This window comes from Halovenus salina, from assembly GCF_026410925.1.
GTDB lineage: Archaea > Halobacteriota > Halobacteria > Halobacteriales > Haloarculaceae > Halovenus > Halovenus salina.
Map to the genome: position 1 here is coordinate 2,479,326 of NZ_CP112972.1, position 19,172 is coordinate 2,498,497.

Sequence of the window (19,172 nt, forward strand, 5' to 3'; positions counted from 1 at the left end):
AGATACATGGCTGTTCTCGGTCTCTGTTGGTAACTCAACAGTCACCCAATAAATCCCTTTGGAGCTTACACCAGTGTGAACCAGTCGTCGTACTCCTCGGGTTTGGTCTCGACGATTTCGAAAAACCGCGACTGGAGGTCGGCGGTCACCGGGCCGCGCGTGCCTGCCCCGATAGCGCGGTTGTCGACCGACTTGATTGGCGTGACTTCGGCGGCGGTGCCGGTGAAAAACAGCTCGTCTGCGTTGTAGAGTTCGCCCCGCGAGATTGTCGCGTCCTCGTGGACGGTGTACCCTTCGTCGCGGGCGATCTCGATGAGCGACTCGCGGGTGATGCCGCCCAGGATGCTCTCGGCGAGACCGGGAGTGTACAGCTCGCCGTCACGGACGAGGAAGATGTTCTCGCCGGGGCCTTCGGCGACGTTGCCCTCCTTGTTGAGGACAATTGCCTCGACGTAGTCGTGGGCTTTTGCCTCGATAGAGGCGAGGACGCTGTTGACGTAGGCACCGGTCATCTTCGCGCCGGTCGGCATCTGGCTGGAGGCGTGTTTGCGCCACGACGAGACGCCGACATCGACACCCTGTTCCAGTGCGTCCTCTCCGAGATAGGTTCCCCACGGCCAGGCCGCAATCGCCGTCTCGACTGGCATATCGCTCGGATTCACGCCGAGCATCTCGTAGCCGAAGAAGGCGACCGGCCGGATATAACACGACGACAGCTCCTCGCGACGGATCAACTCGAGCGTGGCCTCGGTCAGTTCGTCCGGGTCGTGGGGTATCTCCATCTCGAAGGGCTTGGCCGACTCGTAGAACCGTTCGAGGTGGTCCTCCCAGCGGAAGACCGCTGGCCCGTCTTCGGTCTCATAACACCGAACGCCTTCGAAGATACCGGTCCCGTAGTGAAGTGCATGTGTGAGAACATGCACGTTTGCGTCGTCCCAGTCGACAAACTCCCCGTCCATCCAGATGGTTCCGACGTCCATCTCCTCGAAGCTCATATCTCTTTAAACTCACCCGACGGTAAAGAGTGTTCGTCATCCAGCAACGTCAAGAGTTGACAGTAACCACGGGAACAGATGACAACCGAACCACGCGCTCGGTGACGCTGCCGACGACATCCCGCTCGTCGCCGGTCCGTCCCGCCGTCGCCATGACGACCATATCGACGCCGCTGTCTTCAGTGTAGCCGACGATCTCCTCCGCTGGGACTCCCTGTCTGATGGCTGTCTCGACACCGGTGATGCCGTGGTCGTTGGCGTGCTCAACAGCTGTCTCGACCGCCTCCTCGCCTGCGCGCTCGACCCGCTGTATCATCTCCTCGAACTCGTCGTCGCCGAGCGTCTCGACGACTCCGCTTGCCTGGACGACGTAGATGATATGAAGCGCCGCGTCGTACTGTTGAACGAGGCTGCTCGCGTGTTCTAAGGCTTCCAGTATTCGGTCGGAGCCGTCGGTCGGCACCAGCACGTGGTCGTACATACCTCACCTACCAGAGCGACAGGGCAAAAGCATTACTCACGGAGGCGAAAACACTTTGCTGTCTGCTCCGATAGTAGTCTTCAATGCCAATCCTCATCGATATACGGAAGCTCACAATTATCGGGAAACTCATCCAGCACGGGGCAAAGAACGTTACCGGGTCGCTGTCGACGATGGCCAACATCCAGGCCGATATCCAGATCAAGAGCCTCTCGTTTGTCGAACCCAGCGACATCCCCCATGAGATTGGTGAGGGAGATCACTACCACGCGAACATCCGGCTCACGGAACCGCCCTACGGCGTCTTTCTGATGACATTCGGCGACCGTACGGCCCACGAGATAGCTGGCCACATGACCGGCCAGCCTGTCGAGGACGGCACCCTCAATCAGATGCACGAGAGTGCCCTCCAGGAGATGTGTAACATCCTCACCTCCGGTTTCATCGACGGTATCGCTAACACTCTCGGGACGACGATCAACATGCACACCCCGGAGCTTGAACGCTCCGACGCCGAGGTCATCGCCGACCAGACCCTCTCGCACATCCACAGTGACTCGCTGTCTATCGTCCTTGACTCGGTGGTCGACCTCCGCGACGAGGACACTGAGTTCCAGCTGCGTATCTTCCTCGTACCCGACCCCGGCGCGTTCGTCAATCTTATCGACAAACTTGATGTCGAGGAGATCCGCGAAATCGAGAACGTCGCCGCCGCTCACGACGGCGACCGGGCCTTCTAGTCCTCGTCTACCGCCACCGGAATCCCCTTGCTGGCCACGTCTGTCACGAACGCCTGCGAGTCGGCCTCGATGGCCTCGAAGGTGTTGTAGTGTATCGGCACGACGAGGTCCGGCTCAAGTGCCGCCGCAAGCTCGGCAGCCTCCCCGCGATTCATCGTGAGCGCTCCGCCGATTGGCGGCAGAAAGACATCGACATCAAGACGCTCGTGACCGTCCAGTACGTCCGTATCTCCCGGCCAGAAGACGCGTGTCCCGTCGAGCGAGAGCAGGAAGCCACAGCCTCGTCCCTTCGGGTGGTAGGGCGTTCCGTCCCGTCGCGTCCGCGGACCGTCCGACTCGTTGTACGCTGGCACGGTCCACACCGGGAAGTCTGCCAGCATGGCCTCGTCCTCAGTCCCCAACGTCACCACCTCGTACGGTAGCTCTGCCAGCCGCGGCAAGTCCCGAGAGCTTCCGCGGATATCCATGCCTTCGAAGGCCGCAATAGTCGTCTCGTCGGCCGCGACCCGTTCGATTCCGTCTGGGTCGTAGTGATGGGCATGGCTGAGACAGACGAAGTCAGCATCTTCCGGCCGACGTGCTGGCCCGGCAGGGTGAGCGGCCGCGGCATCCTCGCTGTCGGCCTCCCACTCACCGGTCAAGACGCCGTACCGACCGGGGTCGAGGTAGACGACCGTTCCATCGGATTCGAGGCGTACCGTCGCGTTCCCGTACCACTCAACCGTGAGGTCGCCGTGGGTTACTGTCATCGCCTGTGCTTTGACCGTCTCGTTCAAAAGTCCATCTCGTCGGCAGACGGCTGATATCGTCTGAACGGAGTGTTCGTCCGCTGGTCGAAAGCTGTTTGCGTTCGGCAGCGATAGCTCTGCCTATGAGCCTCGACGACCTGACGACGGATGTCGAACAGTGCTACAGCGACCTCGGTGAGGAACTCGATGTGGCGCTCGACAGAGAGACACGGAACGAACTCGCCATGCTCACCGCGGCACTCGACCCGGAGGACACGGACGAGCTGGTCCGGCGGGCGGTCCACATGCTCTTTCAGACGACCGTCGAGACCGGCAATCTCGATTTCAACCTCCGCCAGGAGTTCGACGTAACCTACGACGAGTACCTCAACGGGATGACCTTCGAGGAGATGACTGGCGGCGGGTTCCCACAGGCACAGCAAAACGACGACCGTCGGTACCAGTTCTGAGTGTTTAAGCAAATCTTCGCACCACATTCCTGTACAATAGTTGTCAGTAATCCTGTGTGAGATGAAGGGCGTGGGTCTTGCACGAGTCACCGGGTATGCGATACTATTATACTCTCATTGTGTCAATTCTTCACAATGGCTCACACTCAGAACACGCTTGGAATAATCACCGGAAGTCACGCTCCCGAACTCAGTGACGACGCTCATCACCTCACAGCAGTGCTCACTGAACGCGGTGTCAGCATCGAACCAGTCCGCTGGGATGACCCAACCGTACAGTGGGACAACTACGACGGAATTCTCTTTCGGTCTTGCTGGGAGTACCCGACCAACCTGGAACGGTTCCGTTCACTGTTGACCGAGCTGGAGCAAGCTGGCGTCCCGGTCTGTAACCCACTCGCTGCTGTCCAGTGGAATATGCACAAGTCCTATCTGGTTGACCTTGCAGAGGCTGGCATCCGACTGCCGGCAACGACTGTGATTGATGCTGGGAGTAATCTCTCACTCGGCGAGGTGCTTGACCGACATGGCTGGGACGAGGCGGTGATGAAACCCGGTATTGGAAGCTTCTCGCGGGATGTCACCCGGGTTTCCCGAGAGACACTGGACAACGCGGACACACAGTTCCAGAATCTACTCAACACGGGTGATGTTGTCGTCCAACAGTTCGTCCCAGAAATCACGGAGGGGGAACGGTCCATTGTGTTCTTTGACGAGACCTACAGTCATGCCTGGAATAGCCTGACGACAGACGACGACATCACAGACTTCGATGGGATTAATGCTGCCTACGACCCACCTACACCAATTCGAGAGCAAGCAGCAGATGTTCTCGACGCCGCACTGACTATTCTAGGTGACACTGTATCGTCACTTCCGTATGCACGAGTCGATTATGTCCACCGTGACGGGGCGCTCCTGTTGATGGAGCTTGAGTTGATTGAACCGTTCCTCGGACTCAACCGCGGGCCGAAGGCTGCCGAGTGCGCCGCCGATGCCCTGCTATCGTACTATGATACCGTCTCAACGGCTTGGAGTAGACCGTAATGATGGCACCTCACGCCAGGAGCTGGTGGTAGGCAAGCCGGGGCTAGGATGAGTGAAGCCCACCCCAAACGGCGCATAGACAAAATCCGAGATTGATAAAAAACAGTCAGCTCACGCTCCTACTGAGCAGTTGATGCACGAGTGAAAGTAACGCCAGTTGAATGCTGCATGAATGCTCTACACCTTGCACTGCCCTCAGTGAATATACCTATGTTGCATTTCGCTATTCGGGTTACATTACAGTAAATCGGCTGTGCATATCCCGCTGAGACACTGAGTTCCAGCCGATAGCTCGCTGACCGCGACGGAGCCACGGAACGAGACGACCGCAACCACAACAGTATTTATGACGGCACACAATCGGACCGACATGGCACGGTTCGACGAGGTGCGTCGCGAGAGATGAGTGCGGCGGCGTCGGAGAGAGCATGAGAAACCCCCTCGGCGTCAATCCGCAGGTCATCGCGCTGGCGCTCGCGCGGATGTCCGAATCTGTCGGCAACTCGTTTCTCATCGTCGTGTTACCGCTGTTTATCGCCAGCGACTTCGTTTCCGGCAATGCCTTCGGGCTGACAGAGGTCGCAATCACCGGAGTCGTCCTCTCGCTCTTTGGCTTCGTCAACAGTCCGCTGCAACCGTTCACCGGACGGCTCTCGGACCGGAGCGGACGGCGCAAAATCTTCGTCCTCTTCGGGCTCGTCCTCATCGCGGCGGCGAGTTTTGCCTACTCGCTGGCCTCGTCGTACTGGCATCTGCTCGGATTGCGCGTCCTCCAGGGCATCGCCGGCGCGTTCATTATTCCGACGACGGTCGCACTGGTCAACGACCTCGCCGCCGAGGGCAATCGGGGCGGCAACATGGGCACCTACAACACGTTCCGGCTGGTTGGCTTCGGCGTCGGTCCCATCGCTGCCGGCGGCGTCGTCGACGCTGGCCCCTACTCGCTGTCGCTCGGTGATATCTCGGTCACGTTCTCCGGGTTCGACGCCGCCTTCTACTTCGCCGCCTGTACCGCGACGGTTGCGTTCGTTCTGGTGACAGTGCTCATCCGGGACCCGGATATCGAACCCACCGACGGCAACGACGGTTCGGGTGGAATCGCCGTCTTCGACCAGTCGGGCGAGCAGTTGCTCGACCCCGTGTTCGCGCTCGGTGTCATCTCGTTTTTCATGGCGGCCGGTATCGCTATCTTCGCGACGCTGGGTGACCTCGTCAACGCGAAACTCGACCAGGGGCCGACGATGTTCGGCCTCCAGTTCTCGGCGTTTGTCCTCGCACAGATACTGCTCCAGGCACCCATCGGACGAGCGACGGACTTCTACGGCCGCCGGGTGTTCATTCTCGTCGGCACCATCCTGCTGGTCCCGACGACGCTCGCGCAGGGGCTCATCCCGGAGGTCGCGCTGTTCGGCGAGATTGCGCCGGATTCGTGGCTGATGTTCGGCGCGCGGTTCTTCCAGGGGGTCGCCGGTGCGATGGTGTTCGCGCCGGCGCTTGCGCTCGCAGGTGATATCGCGCCCGACGACCGCTCGGGGTCGACGCTGTCTGTGTTGACGATGGCCTTTGGATTCGGTGTCGCCTTCGGCCCGCTGGTCTCGGGCTTTCTCGTCGCCTGGGGCTTCGTGGTTCCGTTCGCTGTCGCCGCCTTCCTCGCGGCCGTCGGCGTCGTGCTCGCGCTGACACAGGTCGAGGAGGTCATCACACCACAGCGGACGATTCCCTTCTTCGGCTGAGCGTGAGTCGTAAGAGGTTTTACTCTGCTTGACTGACCACTCAGTCAATGAGCGAAGAGGAACCGCTCGGGGCAGACGATATCATGGACGCGGTGTATCACGCCCTCCGTGACAACGGGTACGCCGAGCTGACGATGCAGGATATCGCCGACGAGTGTGACAAGAGCACGTCGCTGTTGCACTATCACTACGACACGAAAGAGGACCTGCTCGTCGCCTTTCTCGACCAGATGCTGGCGGACTACGAGGCGGACATGGAGTGTCGGGCCGACCAGCCGCCAGTCGACCGGCTGGTCGAGTTCGTGGCGCGGTTCGTGTTCGCACCCGATGACACCGAGCGTTCCTCCTTTCACCTCGCCTTGCTGGAGATGCGGTCACAGGGACCGTTCAACGACCGCATTCGCGCATCACTTCGTCGAAGCGACAAGTTGCTCCGGGATACGCTCGAAGAGACACTCCGGGATGGCATCGACGACGGCGTCTTCAGGCCCGTCGACGCCGAGGAGACGGCCGCAATGTTCGCCGCGATGCTCGATGGTGCCCGTACCCGTCAGGTGACGCTCAACGAGGGTGGCGACGACGAGGTCGGCTACACCCGGACCGTCGCCGAGCAGGCCCTCGAACACCTCGTCGACCCACTTCTCGAACCCGGCGTCGACCGGCCCTCGCTCGATAACGCACTCGCATCGATTGACGAATAACGCGGTCCACAGGTAGTTCGCACACGGCAGTCTGTTTCCTGTGGCTCTCTCGACTGGATACAACTGATGGCTCTTCCACCTCCACTCTCGTGGCTGTTCGCGTTCGTCGCCGCGCCGCTCCGGCGCGCGAGCCGCTGGCTTTTCGATACGATCCCCAACCCGGTCCGAATCGGCATCCTCTGGATTGGACTGGGGCTCGTCCGTCTGGGACTCATCGACCGCGACCGCGCCGAGAAGACGACCGAACTCGCCTGGCCCCGCGTCCTGACGGGAATCGCTCGAATGTCGAAAAACGCGGTCGACGTGGCGATGGTGGGCGTGGCTGTCGGCACCTCAGCGGTCGCGGGCGTCGGTTTCGCCAGCCCCTTCTGGGGACTTGCGTTCTCGCTTGGCGGCGGTATCGCTGGCGGGACAATCGCCCTGGTCTCCCAGCGCTTCGGTGCCGATGCCTACGACGAACTCGGACGGGCGGTCCGCTCGAGTGTCTTTCTCGCTGTCGTCTCGACCGTCCCGCTCTCGGTGCTGTTCTGGTTCTACCCCGAACAACTCATCTCGGTGCTGACGAGCAACGACGCGGCCCTGTCCGAGGGCGCGACCTACCTCCAAGTGGTCGGGCTCGGCATCCCCTTTGCGGCGCTGAATCTCGTCGGCAGCCGAGTGCTTGTCGGCTGTGACGACGCCTTCACCGCGATGCAGGTCCGGGCGGGCGGCGCGGTAGCGAACATCGTCCTCAACGCTATCTTCATATTCGGATTCGGCTGGGGGGTTGCCGGTGCGGCGATGGGAACTGTCCTCTCGAACGTCGGCGCCACCACCGCGTTCTCGCTCGGCCTCGTCTGGGGGCGACTCCCCGGCGTCGGTGAGTTCCCCGTCGCGCTTGCCCCCTTCGGGAGCTACACAGACACCGGCATGATTCGGGACCTCGTCGAGATTGGGACGCCGGTGGCGCTCCGGAATCTGGTCTGGACCACATTCCAGTTCCCGATGCTTGGCATCCTCGACATCTTCGGCGAAGACACCGTCGCGGGCTGGGTTATCGCCCGGCGCATCTGGGGCGTGATGAACACGCCAGGCTGGGGTTTCGGACTCGCATCCTCCAGCCTCGTGGGACAGGCCCTCGGCCAGAATGACGAGCGCGAGGCCGAGGCCTACGGGCGAGATATCATCCGCTTTGCTGTCGCGACCTACTTCGTCTCTGCGCTCATCGTGGCGGTCTCTGCCGAACAGCTCGTCCAGTTGTTCGCCGACAGCCCGTCGAGCCCAGAGATACCCATCGCCCGTGACCTGGTGTACGCGGCCTGTTTCGCCATCATCTTCCAGGGTGTCTCCGGGGCGTCGGCCGGCCCGCTCGACGCCAGTGGCGACACCCGAATCCCCTTCGTCAGTCAGTTCATCGGCCAGTATCTCGGCTCGATTCCACTCGCATATCTCGGCGCTGGTGGCGATATACCGGCGATTACCGTCCCGGTCGTCGGCGTCACGACGCCGGAGGTCGTGCTTCCGACGCTGGGGCTCTGGGGGCTGTATCTCGCCTTCGTCTCGGAGACGGCCATCCCTGCAGCAATCAACTACTGGCGGTTCCGGACGAACAAGTGGATGCGGATAAGCCAGGCGTACCGGCCGGACGCTGCCGGAGCAGACGACGCTACAGACGGATGACCGACAGAGTCAACGGTGGTGAGTGCGGGTGAGTGTCGACCGAAAGCGGCTGTTCGCGCTCTGGCGACGGGTCACGTCGCTCTCCTGGCCAGTGATGGTCGAGCAGGTCTCGCGGACGCTGATGCGGACAATCGATATCTTCGTCACCGCGCTGTTCTCGCCGCTGGCGGTCGCCGCAATCGGGCTCGCGGACCTCTACGCCCGCTTTCCACTGCGTATCGGGTTGGGACTGGGCGCGGGCGCGATTGCCCTGTCGAGTCAGGATACCGGCAGCGATGCGACGGCAAACCGTGACGAGGCAGTCACACAGGCGCTTTTGATTGGCTTTCTCACGGGGATTCCCTTTGCCGTCTTCGGGGTCACGCTCGGCGAGGAGGCAATCGCAATTCTGGGAATCTGGGCCGAACAGGACCAGATGGCCGACGTTGCAGACCTCGGTGGGACCTACCTCGCGATTGTCTTTCTCACCGCGCCAGCCAGACACGTCGCACTGATCGGTGCGCGAGCGCTCCAGGGAACCGGCGACACCCGCACGCCGATGTACGTCAATCTGACGTCGAACGGACTCAACATCGTCTTTTCGCTGGTGCTCGGTCTCGGGCTGTTTGGCGCACCCAGACTTGAAATCGTCGGCGTCGGTATCGCCACGGCCTTTGGCAACATCTTCACCGCGTCGGCGTTCGTACTGGCAATCGCAACCGACTGGACGCCTGCCGATTTTACCTATCCGCGCCGGCTCGTCATCGCCAAACAGCTGTTTGTCGTCTCTGCGCCGAAAGTCGCCGAAGGGATGGTCGCAACGGCTGTCGAGTTCCCCTTTAACGCGCTGTTGCTCTCCTTTGGCGCGGAGGTCAACGCCGGCTACCAGATTGGTCGACGGGTCTACCAGCAGGTGACCAGCCCGCTCGGTCGGGGCCTCAACACCGGAGCCAGCATCGTCGTCGGCCAGGCACTCGGCGAGGGCAATCCTGCGGAGGCGCGGTACAACGGCTGGGCAACTGCGGCGCTCGGGTTGGTCTCTGTCGGCACAATCGGGCTGTTGTTGGCGGTCTTCGCCGAGCCACTCGCCGGTCTGTTCACAGACGACCCCGAGACGCTTCCGACGGCCGTCGGATTCACCGTCTCCTACGGGCTCGCGGCACCGGCGACGGTCCTGTATATCACCCTCTCGGGCTCGCTGCAGGGCGGCAGCGACACCACCACCCCCTTTATCGCCCGTACTGTCGGACTGCTCGCGTTCTATCTCGGATTCTCGTATCTGACGAGTGTCGTCCTCGGCTGGGGTGTCGTCGGCATCTACGCCGGTATCGTCCTCTACTACGTCTCGGCGCTTGTCATCGTCATCGCCGGCTTCCAGTACGGGGACTGGGCGCGCCGGGCGACGGATATGATGGAAGACCGGGGGAGCCTCGCAGATGGGTAATCCGTGTTGACACGACCAACCACGAGAGAGACGCTCTTGTTGATTCAGTTCGCCCCGAGTATTCAAAATAGGACATTGTATACACAGATGGAACGACAAGCTGGTAGTTGACCTTTAGGGCAGCCGTTCCGTACTACCTCGCATGGATACCGATACCGAGGTACTCGACGGCATCGTTCACGAACCGACCCAGACGGAGGGCCGTGGCGTCGATTTGACCGTCGCTGAGGTCTACGAGGTCACGGCCCCCGGACACGTCGATTTCGGCGGCGGCGAACTCGAAGCCGCCGACCTGTCGCCCCACGACAGCGCCAGACGGCACGCCGACGACGACTACGAGTGGTGGACGCTTGACGCCGGGCAGTACCTGCTGGAATACAACGAATCGATTGCTGTCGAGGAGGCAACGATAACTATCCAGACCAGAGACGAACTCCTCGCTCGCGGAGCCTCCCACCCGACGCTCCGGCTCACCAGCCTCGACCGGGTGCCGCTGTCGGTGGGCGGTGCCGGGCTGAAACTCAAAGAGAACGCTCGCGTCTCGACTGTCGTCGATGTCGACCGGTAGGAGCCGAAATTTACTCCCGACGGGGTCACGAATCAAGACCAATGAGTGACGCTGTCATCGTCGACGCGGTCCGAACACCACAGGCAAAAAAAGACGGCGGACTGGCCGACACGTACCCCGAAGACCTCGTCGTGGCGGTTCTCTCGGCGCTCGAAGAGCGGACGGGCGTCCCCGCAATGGAGTGGGACGATTTCCGACTGGGCTGTGCCAACCAGGAGAACGAACAGGGCCGCAACCTCGCCAGACAGTCGCTTCTTGCCGGCGGCTTCCCCGAGTCGGTGCCGGGAGCGACGCTGACGCGGCTCTGTGGCTCCTCGTTGACCGCGCTTGTCGATGCCGCACGGGCTGTCGAAACAGGTGACGGTGATGTGTTCCCGGTCGCGGGCGTTGAGCACATGAGTCGCGTGCCGTTCTCGGACTGGCTGCATCCCGGTATCGAACAGCGGTACGACGCCGACGAACTGCCGATGGGTGCGACCGCCGAGCGGGTGGCCCGCGAGCACGACATCGGCAGAGAACAACAGGACCAGTTTGCTCTGCGCTCACACGAGCGTGCCGTCGAGGCCCGCGATTCGGGGCGATTCGACGACGAAATCGTCCCCGTCGAGACCGACGACGGAACCGTCGAGACCGACGAGGGGCCACGCGAATCGACATCGATGGACGCACTGGCGGAACTGCCGACCGTGTTCGCCGACGACGAGAAGGGAACGGTCACGCCCGGTAACGCCTCGCCGCTGACCGACGGTGCGGCTGGCCTGCTCGTCACCAGCGCCGAGTACGCACAGGAACACGACCTGGACGTGCTCGCCCGCGTCCACTCGCGCGGCGTCGCTGGCGTCGACCCCCGCATCATGGGGACGGGGCCGGTCCCCGCGACGCGAGAGGCGCTTGCCGGAACCAACCTGACAATCGACGACCTCGACCTCGTGGAACTGAACGAGGCGTTCGCTTCCCAGAGTATCTACTGCCAGCAGGAGCTTGGTGTGCCCGAGGACCGGCTGAACGTCAACGGGGGGGCAATCGCACTCGGGCATCCTCTCGGCTGTTCGGGGGCACGTATCACGACGACGCTGGTACACGAACTCCGGCGTCGCGACGGTCAGTTCGGCCTCGCGACGATGTGTGTTGGATTCGGCCAAGGCGTCGCCGCGGTCCTCGAACGGCCGTAAGACGTACCTTTTTGACGACCGATTAGGTATATGTTGTCATGGGCGGCAACCGCGGCAGCGAGAACGTGGGTAACGTCGACGACGAGTTACTCCGCCAGGTCTACAACTCGGTCGATACCGGTATTTTGCTCTGTGACCGCGACGGAACCGGGATTCTCGGCTGTAACGAGGCGGTCTGTGATTTGCTCGGCTACGACGACGCAGCCCTGCGTGAGCGCTCTCTCTCGGATCTGGATTCGCCTGTTGCACCTGCCGCGGAATCGACGCTGTGTGAGCAGGTACAGGAGACGGTGACCGAGGGCGAACAGACCTTCGAGTGGGCTGTACGCGACAGCGACGATGAGCCGGTGCCGGTCACGCTCAGTACGTCACTGCTGTCGACAGCCGACGATACGGCCATCCTCGTTGAGGTCCGTGACCTCCGCGAACGGATGTTCCGCGGTCAGGGTGGACACATCGACATTCTCGACCGGATGACAGACGCGTTCTTTGCGCTGGATAGCAACCGCCGGTTTACGTATCTCAACGAGCAGGCGCGTGAGATAATCTGTGAGGCCATCGGCACAGGGCTTTCACTCACCGAACTGCAGGGCAGGCGTATCTGGGACGAGATTCCAGAGGTGGTCGGGACGCCGTTTTACGACAGATACGAACAGGCGTTCGAGACCGGCGAGACGGTCACCTTCGAGGCGTACTACGAGCCACTGGACACCTGGTTCGAGGTGAGCGCTTATCCCTCAAAGACGGGGCTGTCCGTCTTCTTCCAGGATATCACCGAAAAGCGCCGCGCGATAGACGAACTCGAAGACACCGTCGAGGTCCTGCACGACCTGTATGTTCTGGGCTCAGACAGCGGGCACTCTTTCGAGTACCGACTCGACAAAATACTCGAACTCGGCTGTCGCCGGCTCGATCTCCCCTATGGCTTTCTCACCCAGATTAGCGACGAGACACAGTTCATCGAGGCCTCCCGCGGGGACCACGAACTGCTTCAGCCCGACGAACAGTGCCCGCTGGAGGAGTCGTACTGCAAGCGGACTATCGAGTCGGACGGACTGCTCGCGGTGTTCGACGCCCTCGCGGAAGGGTGGGACGAGGACCCCGCCTACGAGGTCTTCGAGCTTGGCTGTTATATCGGCGGGAAGGTCATTGTCAACGACGAACTGTACGGGACACTCTGTTTCGCGTCGAGCTCATCTCGGTCTCGAGAGTTCACCGAGAGCGAGCGAACGTTCGTCGAGCTGGCCTCCCGCTGGGTCGGCTACGAAATCGAACGCCAGCAGTATCGCTCGGAGCTCGAACGGCAGAACAAGCGTCTCGGCGAGTTCGCCAACCTGGTGTCTCACGACCTCCGGAATCCGCTGAACGCGGCGAACACCCAGCTCGAACTTGTCGACCAGGAGTACGACAGTGAGCACGTCGACGCGGTCGAGCGTGCCCTCGACAGAATGGAGAACATCATCACGGACCTGTTGACACTCGCCCGAGAGGGAGACACAGCACTCGATATAACGACAGTGTCACTGCCCGACTTCGTGGACCGTTGTTGGGAGACGGCGGGGGACGAGGAGTCGACGCTCGTTGTCGACACCGACCGCGAGATATACGCCGACGAACACCGCCTCCAGCGGCTGTTCGAGAACCTCTTTCGAAACGTCGACGAACACGCCGGCAACGACGTGACCGTTACTGTCGGTGACCTACCGGATGGCTTCTACGTCGCAGACGACGGTCCGGGCATCGCACCTGGGGACCGTGACCGCGTGTTCGAACTCGGCTACTCGACGGCTGACGATGGGACCGGGTTCGGCCTCTACATCGTCAAGACGATAGCCGACGCCCACGACTGGGAGGTCACTATCACCGACTCCGAGGGAGGCGGCACGCGGTTCGAGGTCACTGGCGTCGAACTGGCCGACCCATGGGATGTCTGACTACCCAGGGAGCATCTTGAATCCGTACCGCGTAACGCCTTCCTGGGTGTAGATTCGCCGAATCGTCGCAGTCAAGTGGTCACCGATTTCGACCGCCTCTGGGTCGGTGTCGACGACCTGTGTCGGAATCGAGACCGTCCGCTCACCGTCGGGGCCGTCGAGTGCGACGACCGCGCTCACGTACGATCCACTCCGGGCCTGCTGTTCGACGAACTCCGGGGGCGCGCCGCCCTGGCCGATTGCCGTCACCGCCTCGACGGTCCCGGTTCCGGGTAGCTCGACGCGCTCGTAGTCGACGAGTCCGCGACAGTCCGGGCAGGCACCTTCTGGCGGAAACGAGAGTGCGCCACAGTCGGGACAGCGGCCGGCGACGAGGCGGTGACGCTGGGGGAGGGTCCGGTTCCAGCTCGGCACGCTGACGTACGCGCCGCCGCCATCGGGCTCGCCGCTCGTAATCTCGCCGCGCATCCGCAGGTACTCGCCGTAGGAGAGCTCGACGGTCTCTGTCTCGCCCGTCGACGCAGACGCCACGCCGCTGTCTTCGACTGCCACCGCGGTCGCGCCGTTGCCGTAGCCGACGACGAGAACGGTCGTCGCCCCGTCGTCGAGCGCGCTCGCAAGCCCCAGGAGTGGGCCGGCCGCGCCGGTGTCGCCGACCTCGTGGACGACCGTCCCCTGCTGGATTGTGTCGGTCTCGACGCCGAGCGTTCCCGCCGCCCGGTAGGGGAGCTTTCCGTTCGGTGACTGCAGAGCGACCGCGTCGGCCGCGGCCGGGTCGGCATCGAGCGTTTCGGCTACGTTCCCGACAGATTCGGTGAACGCAGCCCGGTCGTAGTCGGTAACGCCGAGCCCGGTCGTCTCCCCCGAGCCGGCAGGACGAAAGCGGGTCCCGGGGCGAGGGTCGACATGTTCGGCGTGTGCCTGTATCTCGCCCGGGGCCGACGGCACGAGCACCGCCGCGAACGCGCCCGCGCCGCCTGCCTGTTCGTACTCGCTGTCGGGCGCGCCACGCGGGGCGTCGGCCGCGACGACGAGCGTCGGTTGCGAGACCTGCGCCCCGGCCACCAGCGCCTCGACGCCGGCGCGCGTACTGCCGGTGAGCTGGCGGATCCCCGTCGCGGCGTCCAGTCCGAGCATACTCACCAGACGCGGGCCCATTGCTTCCTCCTCTGTCGGGGGTGTCGTCGTCGCGACGAGCAGGCGCTCGATAGCTGAGGGCCCAGCGTCTGCCTCATCGAGCGCCCGCGTGGCCGCCTCGTAGCCCATCGTCAGCGTGTCCTCGTCTGCGCCCGGCACGGCGGTCTCGGTAATGCCAGCGCCGTGGAACTGGCCCCAGGCTTCCGTGACCGTCTCGGCCGGCAGGCGGTACCGCGGGACGTACGTTCCGATGCTCTCGATTCCGTTCATCCTGACACCTCCTCGTTCTCGAAGACGTGAATTGCGGTCGCGCCGCCGCTCCCGCCGACGTTGTGGGTGAGGCCGTAGCGTGGTTCGGCGAGCTGTCGGTCGCCGGCGCGCCCGGTGAACTGGTCGAAGACTTCGACCACCTGGCCAGTTCCTGTCGCGCCAATTGGGTGGCCCTTCGATTTCAGTCCGCCGGAGGTGTTGACCGGCAGGTCGCCGTCGGGGTCGGTGACGCCCTCTCTGAGCAGTTGTGGGGCCTCTCCGCGTTCACAGAAGCCCAGGTCCTCGTAGGCCAGCAACTCGGCGATGGCGAAACAGTCGTGTACCTCGGCGAAATCGAGGTCGTCGGGGTCGACACCTGCCCGGTCGTAGGCAGTCTCGGCGGCGGTTTCGGTCGCTGAGAGGCCGAGATAGCTGTCCCGTTCGGCCAGCCCGACGTGGTCGCTCGCCGCCCCGACGCCTGCGACCCGGATTCGCTCGTCGGTGTAGTTGTCGACCACGTCCTCGCTTGCGAGGATGGCGACTGCTGCGCCGTCGGAGGTCGGACAGCAGTGATAGAGATTCAGCGGGGCCGCCACCTCGGGCGCGGCCACGGCGTCGTCGAGCGAACACTCGAAACCGAGGTGCGCTTTCGGATTCTTCGCGCCGTTGCCGTGGTTCTTGACCGCGACCCGCGAGAGGTCTTCGGGGGTCGCGTCGTAGCGGTCGAGGTAGGCGCTCGCCATCTGTGCGTAGACACCCGAGAATGTTGTCCCGGTCAGTCGCTCCCACTCTGTCTCACCGCTGACACCGAGCCAGTACTTCGTCACGTCACCGGACATATCGGACATCACCTCGAACCCACTCGCCAGTACCACGTCTGCCATCCCGCTGCGAATTGCCTGAACTGCCTGCCGGACAGCGAAGCCGCCGGCGGCACAGGCGTTCTCGACGCGCGTACAGGGGACGTTGTGCAGGCCGACGTGTTCGGTAACCGCCGGACCTGACAGGCCGAGCTGGCGGCCGCCAACGCCGAGCGAGCCGACGACGGCCTCGTCGATATCTGTCTGTTCGATTCCACCGTCGACGCGCTCACAGGCGTGTTCGTAGGCCTCGGCGAACAGCTCCCGGTAGCTACGTTCGGGAAAGGCACCGAAGGCCGTCTGACCAGCCCCGATGAGGTAGGCGTCGCGCATGGTTCGCCCTCCACACCAGCCGGTAATATAGCTTCGGGAGCGATTGCTCGGGGCCAGGGCCGACACGCCGTCCTTACACCGAGGATGTCAAACCGCCGTCGACGCGGATGTTCTGTCCGGTCACGTAGCTTGCCTCTGGCGAACAGAGGTACGCGACCGCGTCGGCGATTTCTTCTGTCCGGCCGGGACGCCCCATCGGAATCGCCTCCCGCGTCTCGTCGTCGACCTCGTAGCTGTCGACGAAGCCCGGCAACACCGCATTCATCCGGATGCCGTCGTCGGCGTACCGGTCCGCGTAGAGTTTGGTGAAGCTTCCGAGGGCGGCACGGAGCACCGACGAGACCGGGAAGTCGGGTGACGGCTCGAACGCAGAGAACGTCGAGATGTTGACGATTGCGCCCCCATCTCCGTCTTGCATGGTTGGCGTGACCAGCCGAGCCATTCGCACGGCGTTCAGGACGACGAGGTCGAGTCCCTGGTACCACTGCTCGTCGGTGAGTTCGAGCAAGTCACCGGTCGCGGGATGGCCCGTATTGTTGACGACGGCGTCGATACGGCCGTAGCGTTCTTCGGTGGCCTCGACGAGCGCCGCCAGGTCGTCGGGGTCGGTCACGTCACCCTCGAAGCCGTCGCCGCCAAGCTCCTTTGCGACCTCGACGGCGCTTCCTGACTTCGACAAGAGGACTGGCGTGTACCCCGCCTTACTCAGCCGACGCGCACAGGCCTCGCCGATGCCACTCCCCGCTGCAGTCACGATTGCGGTCTTCTCTGTCATCGGTCTGTCTTCGGCCCACGACACAAAAAACCGGGCGACGGGGACCGCAACTATTTCGATGACCGACGCCGCTTCTCTTGTATGGTCGAACAGGTGACGCTCTATCGCGCGCCGACGACGAACGCGGACGCAGACGCGATTGCCGACTGGCTCGACGACCACCTCGATGCTGCTGTTGAGGTCCGGGACCGCTTTCTCTCGCTGTACGCCGACGACGACCTCGCCGCCGAGATCGCCGAGACGCGCGTACTCTCGCCACACGAACGCGAGACTGGAAACACGATGACAGGTATCGTTCGCTACGAACAGCGGGCACTCGACAGCCCCGAGCGAGCGGGCGGTGTCGTCTACGATGGCATCGTACTCCAGCGACGACTCCGCGAGCGCATCCCCGCGGACGAACGGAGCCTCGAACACCTGCATATTGCCCTGTTGGACCGGGTTATCGGCACCTGGGGCGACCACGACGGCCGGTGGCACAAGCGCGTCAACGTCGTCGGCCAACTGGCGCTAGTCTCCGTTCCCGGGCTGTACGAAGCGCCCGCCAAACCCGAAGCGTACTACGAGGCCAAGGGCAAACATGCACTCCTCTCGGGCGGTGCGCCGCCGCGTGAGGTTCTCGAATCCGAAATTGATGGGGACTTTCTGGTCGAAGACGACCCCCGGACCACCGACGCGCTGAAGGGATACGTCCTACAGGCAGGCCATCACGTCGAGACCGGCGAGGGGTTCTGCGAGCAGGAGGGCTGTCGCCTCTCGAACCCACACCGACAGCCCGGCGTCGTCGAGGCACAGCTCAGAGAGCCCGCATTCTGTGACCGACACGCCGAGACGTATAGATGAAAAGACACTTAGCGGCCGACAAACAGCAACCCCTGTATAGTCCACATCTCCAAGGTTCCCGCAGAGAAAGATGCCGCTCGACGGTTCGCTGAGGAGCTCTGGCTCCCGTATCATCGCGACCTCGAAGCCGCCGTCGAGTCACATTCCCTCGTGGATGACGTTCCACTGGATGAGGAAGTCGAATTCCGTCTCGACCGCCTCGAATCCGACACGTACCAGGCGTGGGTCGCCGCCGAGGGCGAACCGACCGACGAGTCGCTTGCTGAACTGTCCCGTGAGCTCGTCGGCTTCGTGACAGCAGAAGTCGATTCTTGTCCGCCGGTGTTCGACCGTCCGGACCGCCTCAAAATTGGCGACTTCTACGTCCAGGAGTCGCGCCGAGGTGACGGTCTCGCAGATGACCTGCTCGACCGTGTCGCCGAACACGCCCGCGAGGTAGGCATCCCGGAACTGTCCCTCGATGTCGATGCCGATAACGAACGCGCGATGGGTTTCTATCAAAAGGTCGGCTTCGAGCCACACAGACACTATATGACTGTCCCCACCGAGACGCTGTAGCTGTCGACGATTCAACAGGCTTCGGGACGACGAGACACCACAGCAGGGACAGGCCCTACCCCTGGAACGCGTGGTACTCCAGGCCCTTGTGTTTCAGTTCGTTGCGCTTCTCTTCGAGGAACGAGTAGACCGTGCCGTGGGGTGCGCCTTCGAGAATCATCTCGGCGGCCTCTCGGACTGCGGCGACCTGTTTCGGTCCGCCGATGATGCCGAACGTCGAGCCATAGATTGCGACAGAGGCCCCGGTCAGCTCTTCCATGAGCTCTCTGGTTCGGCCGTTCTCGCCGATGAGTCGTCCCTTCTGGCGGCGCAGGTCGTTTTTGTTCCGCGCGGCGGCGTCGATATCGACGATATCGAACATCATCATATCGTCGTCGAGCAGGCGGAGCGCGTCGTCCGGAGAGAATCCGCGACCAATTGCCTTGACAATGTCGGGACCTTTCAGTCCCAGGACCGGGTCGCCGACCTTCTCGATACCGACTTTCCCCGACTCGGAGTCAATGTCGAGGCGGACCTCTGCGCGGTCTTCGATTTCGCGCATCGTCTCGCCGCCTTCGCCGATGAGAACCCCGATACGGTCGTCGGGTATCTTCACGTGCTGCATAATATAGGCTACAGTACGTGACTGGTCTGTTAAAGTCCTTCGCCATGAGATATACCGATACTTGCATTTAAATTGGAAGCCGAGCCAGAGGCCCCGTGACCTGACAGAAAGCCACGGAGAGAACGCGGTTGCGTGGGGCGGCTCTCCGTGAACCGGTCTCGA

At 62.8% G+C, this 19,172-nt stretch carries 19 protein-coding genes; 12 read left to right on the plus strand and 7 right to left on the minus strand.

Features of this window, described 5'->3' with window-relative positions; translation table 11 throughout:
* Positions 1 to 65: 65 nt before the first annotated feature.
* Together OSC37_RS12400 and OSC37_RS12405 are read right to left on the minus strand one after the other, a co-directional pair.
* Complete coding sequence (locus tag OSC37_RS12400) at positions 66 to 995, minus strand: branched-chain amino acid transaminase (protein ID WP_267161755.1); 930 nt, start codon at positions 993 to 995, stop codon at positions 66 to 68.
* A 49-nt stretch (positions 996 to 1,044) separates the two neighbouring features.
* Positions 1,045 to 1,476: a universal stress protein gene (locus tag OSC37_RS12405; protein ID WP_267161756.1), complete on the minus strand. Its 432-nt coding sequence runs from the start codon at positions 1,474 to 1,476 to the stop codon at positions 1,045 to 1,047.
* A gap of 83 nt (positions 1,477 to 1,559) precedes the next feature.
* Between OSC37_RS12405 and OSC37_RS12410 the strand changes: the two genes are divergently transcribed.
* A complete protein-coding gene (locus OSC37_RS12410) occupies positions 1,560 to 2,216 on the plus strand; it encodes a chemotaxis protein CheC (protein WP_267161757.1) in 657 nt (218 codons plus the stop codon).
* Here the strand turns inward: OSC37_RS12410 and OSC37_RS12415 are convergent.
* Complete coding sequence (locus OSC37_RS12415; RefSeq protein ID WP_267164188.1) at positions 2,213 to 2,965, minus strand: MBL fold metallo-hydrolase; 753 nt, start codon at positions 2,963 to 2,965, stop codon at positions 2,213 to 2,215. The genes OSC37_RS12410 and OSC37_RS12415 overlap by 4 nt on opposite strands.
* A 122-nt stretch (positions 2,966 to 3,087) precedes the next feature.
* Here OSC37_RS12415 and OSC37_RS12420 point away from each other — a divergent pair, with 122 nt between their 5' ends.
* From OSC37_RS12420 to OSC37_RS12460, 9 genes are all read left to right on the plus strand, one after another.
* Positions 3,088 to 3,414, plus strand: a complete 327-nt coding sequence (locus OSC37_RS12420; protein ID WP_267161758.1) for a ribbon-helix-helix protein — start codon at positions 3,088 to 3,090, stop codon at positions 3,412 to 3,414.
* A 135-nt stretch (positions 3,415 to 3,549) separates the two neighbouring features.
* Complete coding sequence (locus OSC37_RS12425) at positions 3,550 to 4,461, plus strand: ATP-grasp domain-containing protein (protein ID WP_267161759.1); 912 nt, start codon at positions 3,550 to 3,552, stop codon at positions 4,459 to 4,461.
* A gap of 428 nt (positions 4,462 to 4,889) precedes the next feature.
* Positions 4,890 to 6,194: an MFS transporter gene (locus OSC37_RS12430; RefSeq protein ID WP_267161760.1), complete on the plus strand. Its 1,305-nt coding sequence runs from the start codon at positions 4,890 to 4,892 to the stop codon at positions 6,192 to 6,194.
* 47 nt (positions 6,195 to 6,241) lie between these two features.
* Positions 6,242 to 6,895, plus strand: a complete 654-nt coding sequence (locus OSC37_RS12435; protein ID WP_267161761.1) for a TetR/AcrR family transcriptional regulator — start codon at positions 6,242 to 6,244, stop codon at positions 6,893 to 6,895.
* A gap of 66 nt (positions 6,896 to 6,961) precedes the next feature.
* The gene (locus OSC37_RS12440) at positions 6,962 to 8,554 is read left to right on the plus strand and encodes an MATE family efflux transporter (protein WP_267161762.1); all 1,593 of its coding nucleotides are present in this window, start codon (positions 6,962 to 6,964) and stop codon (positions 8,552 to 8,554) included.
* A gap of 94 nt (positions 8,555 to 8,648) precedes the next feature.
* Positions 8,649 to 9,977, plus strand: a complete 1,329-nt coding sequence (locus tag OSC37_RS12445) for an MATE family efflux transporter (protein WP_368409589.1) — start codon at positions 8,649 to 8,651, stop codon at positions 9,975 to 9,977.
* Positions 9,978 to 10,119: 142 nt separating this feature from the next.
* Complete coding sequence (locus tag OSC37_RS12450; RefSeq protein WP_267161764.1) at positions 10,120 to 10,545, plus strand: dCTP deaminase/dUTPase family protein; 426 nt, start codon at positions 10,120 to 10,122, stop codon at positions 10,543 to 10,545.
* A 41-nt stretch (positions 10,546 to 10,586) separates the two neighbouring features.
* Complete coding sequence (locus tag OSC37_RS12455) at positions 10,587 to 11,717, plus strand: thiolase family protein (RefSeq protein ID WP_267161765.1); 1,131 nt, start codon at positions 10,587 to 10,589, stop codon at positions 11,715 to 11,717.
* Positions 11,718 to 11,755: 38 nt separating this feature from the next.
* A complete protein-coding gene (locus tag OSC37_RS12460) occupies positions 11,756 to 13,651 on the plus strand; it encodes an ATP-binding protein (protein WP_267161766.1) in 1,896 nt (631 codons plus the stop codon).
* Here the strand turns inward: OSC37_RS12460 and OSC37_RS12465 are convergent, their stop codons facing one another.
* From OSC37_RS12465 to OSC37_RS12475, 3 genes are all read right to left on the minus strand, one after another.
* Positions 13,652 to 15,058, minus strand: coding sequence for a zinc ribbon domain-containing protein (locus OSC37_RS12465; RefSeq protein WP_267161767.1), 1,407 nt, complete (start codon positions 15,056 to 15,058; stop codon positions 13,652 to 13,654).
* On the minus strand, positions 15,055 to 16,230 hold the full coding sequence (locus OSC37_RS12470; RefSeq protein ID WP_267161768.1) for a thiolase domain-containing protein: 1,176 nt from the start codon (positions 16,228 to 16,230) through the stop codon (positions 15,055 to 15,057). The genes OSC37_RS12465 and OSC37_RS12470 overlap by 4 nt, the downstream gene beginning before the upstream one ends.
* A 73-nt stretch (positions 16,231 to 16,303) precedes the next feature.
* On the minus strand, positions 16,304 to 17,005 hold the full coding sequence (locus OSC37_RS12475) for an SDR family oxidoreductase (RefSeq protein WP_267161769.1): 702 nt from the start codon (positions 17,003 to 17,005) through the stop codon (positions 16,304 to 16,306).
* An 81-nt stretch (positions 17,006 to 17,086) separates the two neighbouring features.
* Between OSC37_RS12475 and OSC37_RS12480 the strand changes: the two genes are divergently transcribed.
* Together OSC37_RS12480 and OSC37_RS12485 are read left to right on the plus strand one after the other, a co-directional pair.
* The gene (locus OSC37_RS12480) at positions 17,087 to 17,848 is read left to right on the plus strand and encodes a DUF7001 family protein (protein WP_267161770.1); all 762 of its coding nucleotides are present in this window, start codon (positions 17,087 to 17,089) and stop codon (positions 17,846 to 17,848) included.
* A 150-nt stretch (positions 17,849 to 17,998) separates the two neighbouring features.
* Positions 17,999 to 18,406: a GNAT family N-acetyltransferase gene (locus tag OSC37_RS12485; protein ID WP_267161771.1), complete on the plus strand. Its 408-nt coding sequence runs from the start codon at positions 17,999 to 18,001 to the stop codon at positions 18,404 to 18,406.
* 55 nt (positions 18,407 to 18,461) lie between these two features.
* Here the strand turns inward: OSC37_RS12485 and OSC37_RS12490 are convergent, their stop codons facing one another.
* Complete coding sequence (locus tag OSC37_RS12490; RefSeq protein WP_267161772.1) at positions 18,462 to 19,010, minus strand: KH domain-containing protein; 549 nt, start codon at positions 19,008 to 19,010, stop codon at positions 18,462 to 18,464.
* Positions 19,011 to 19,172: the final 162 nt, after the last annotated feature.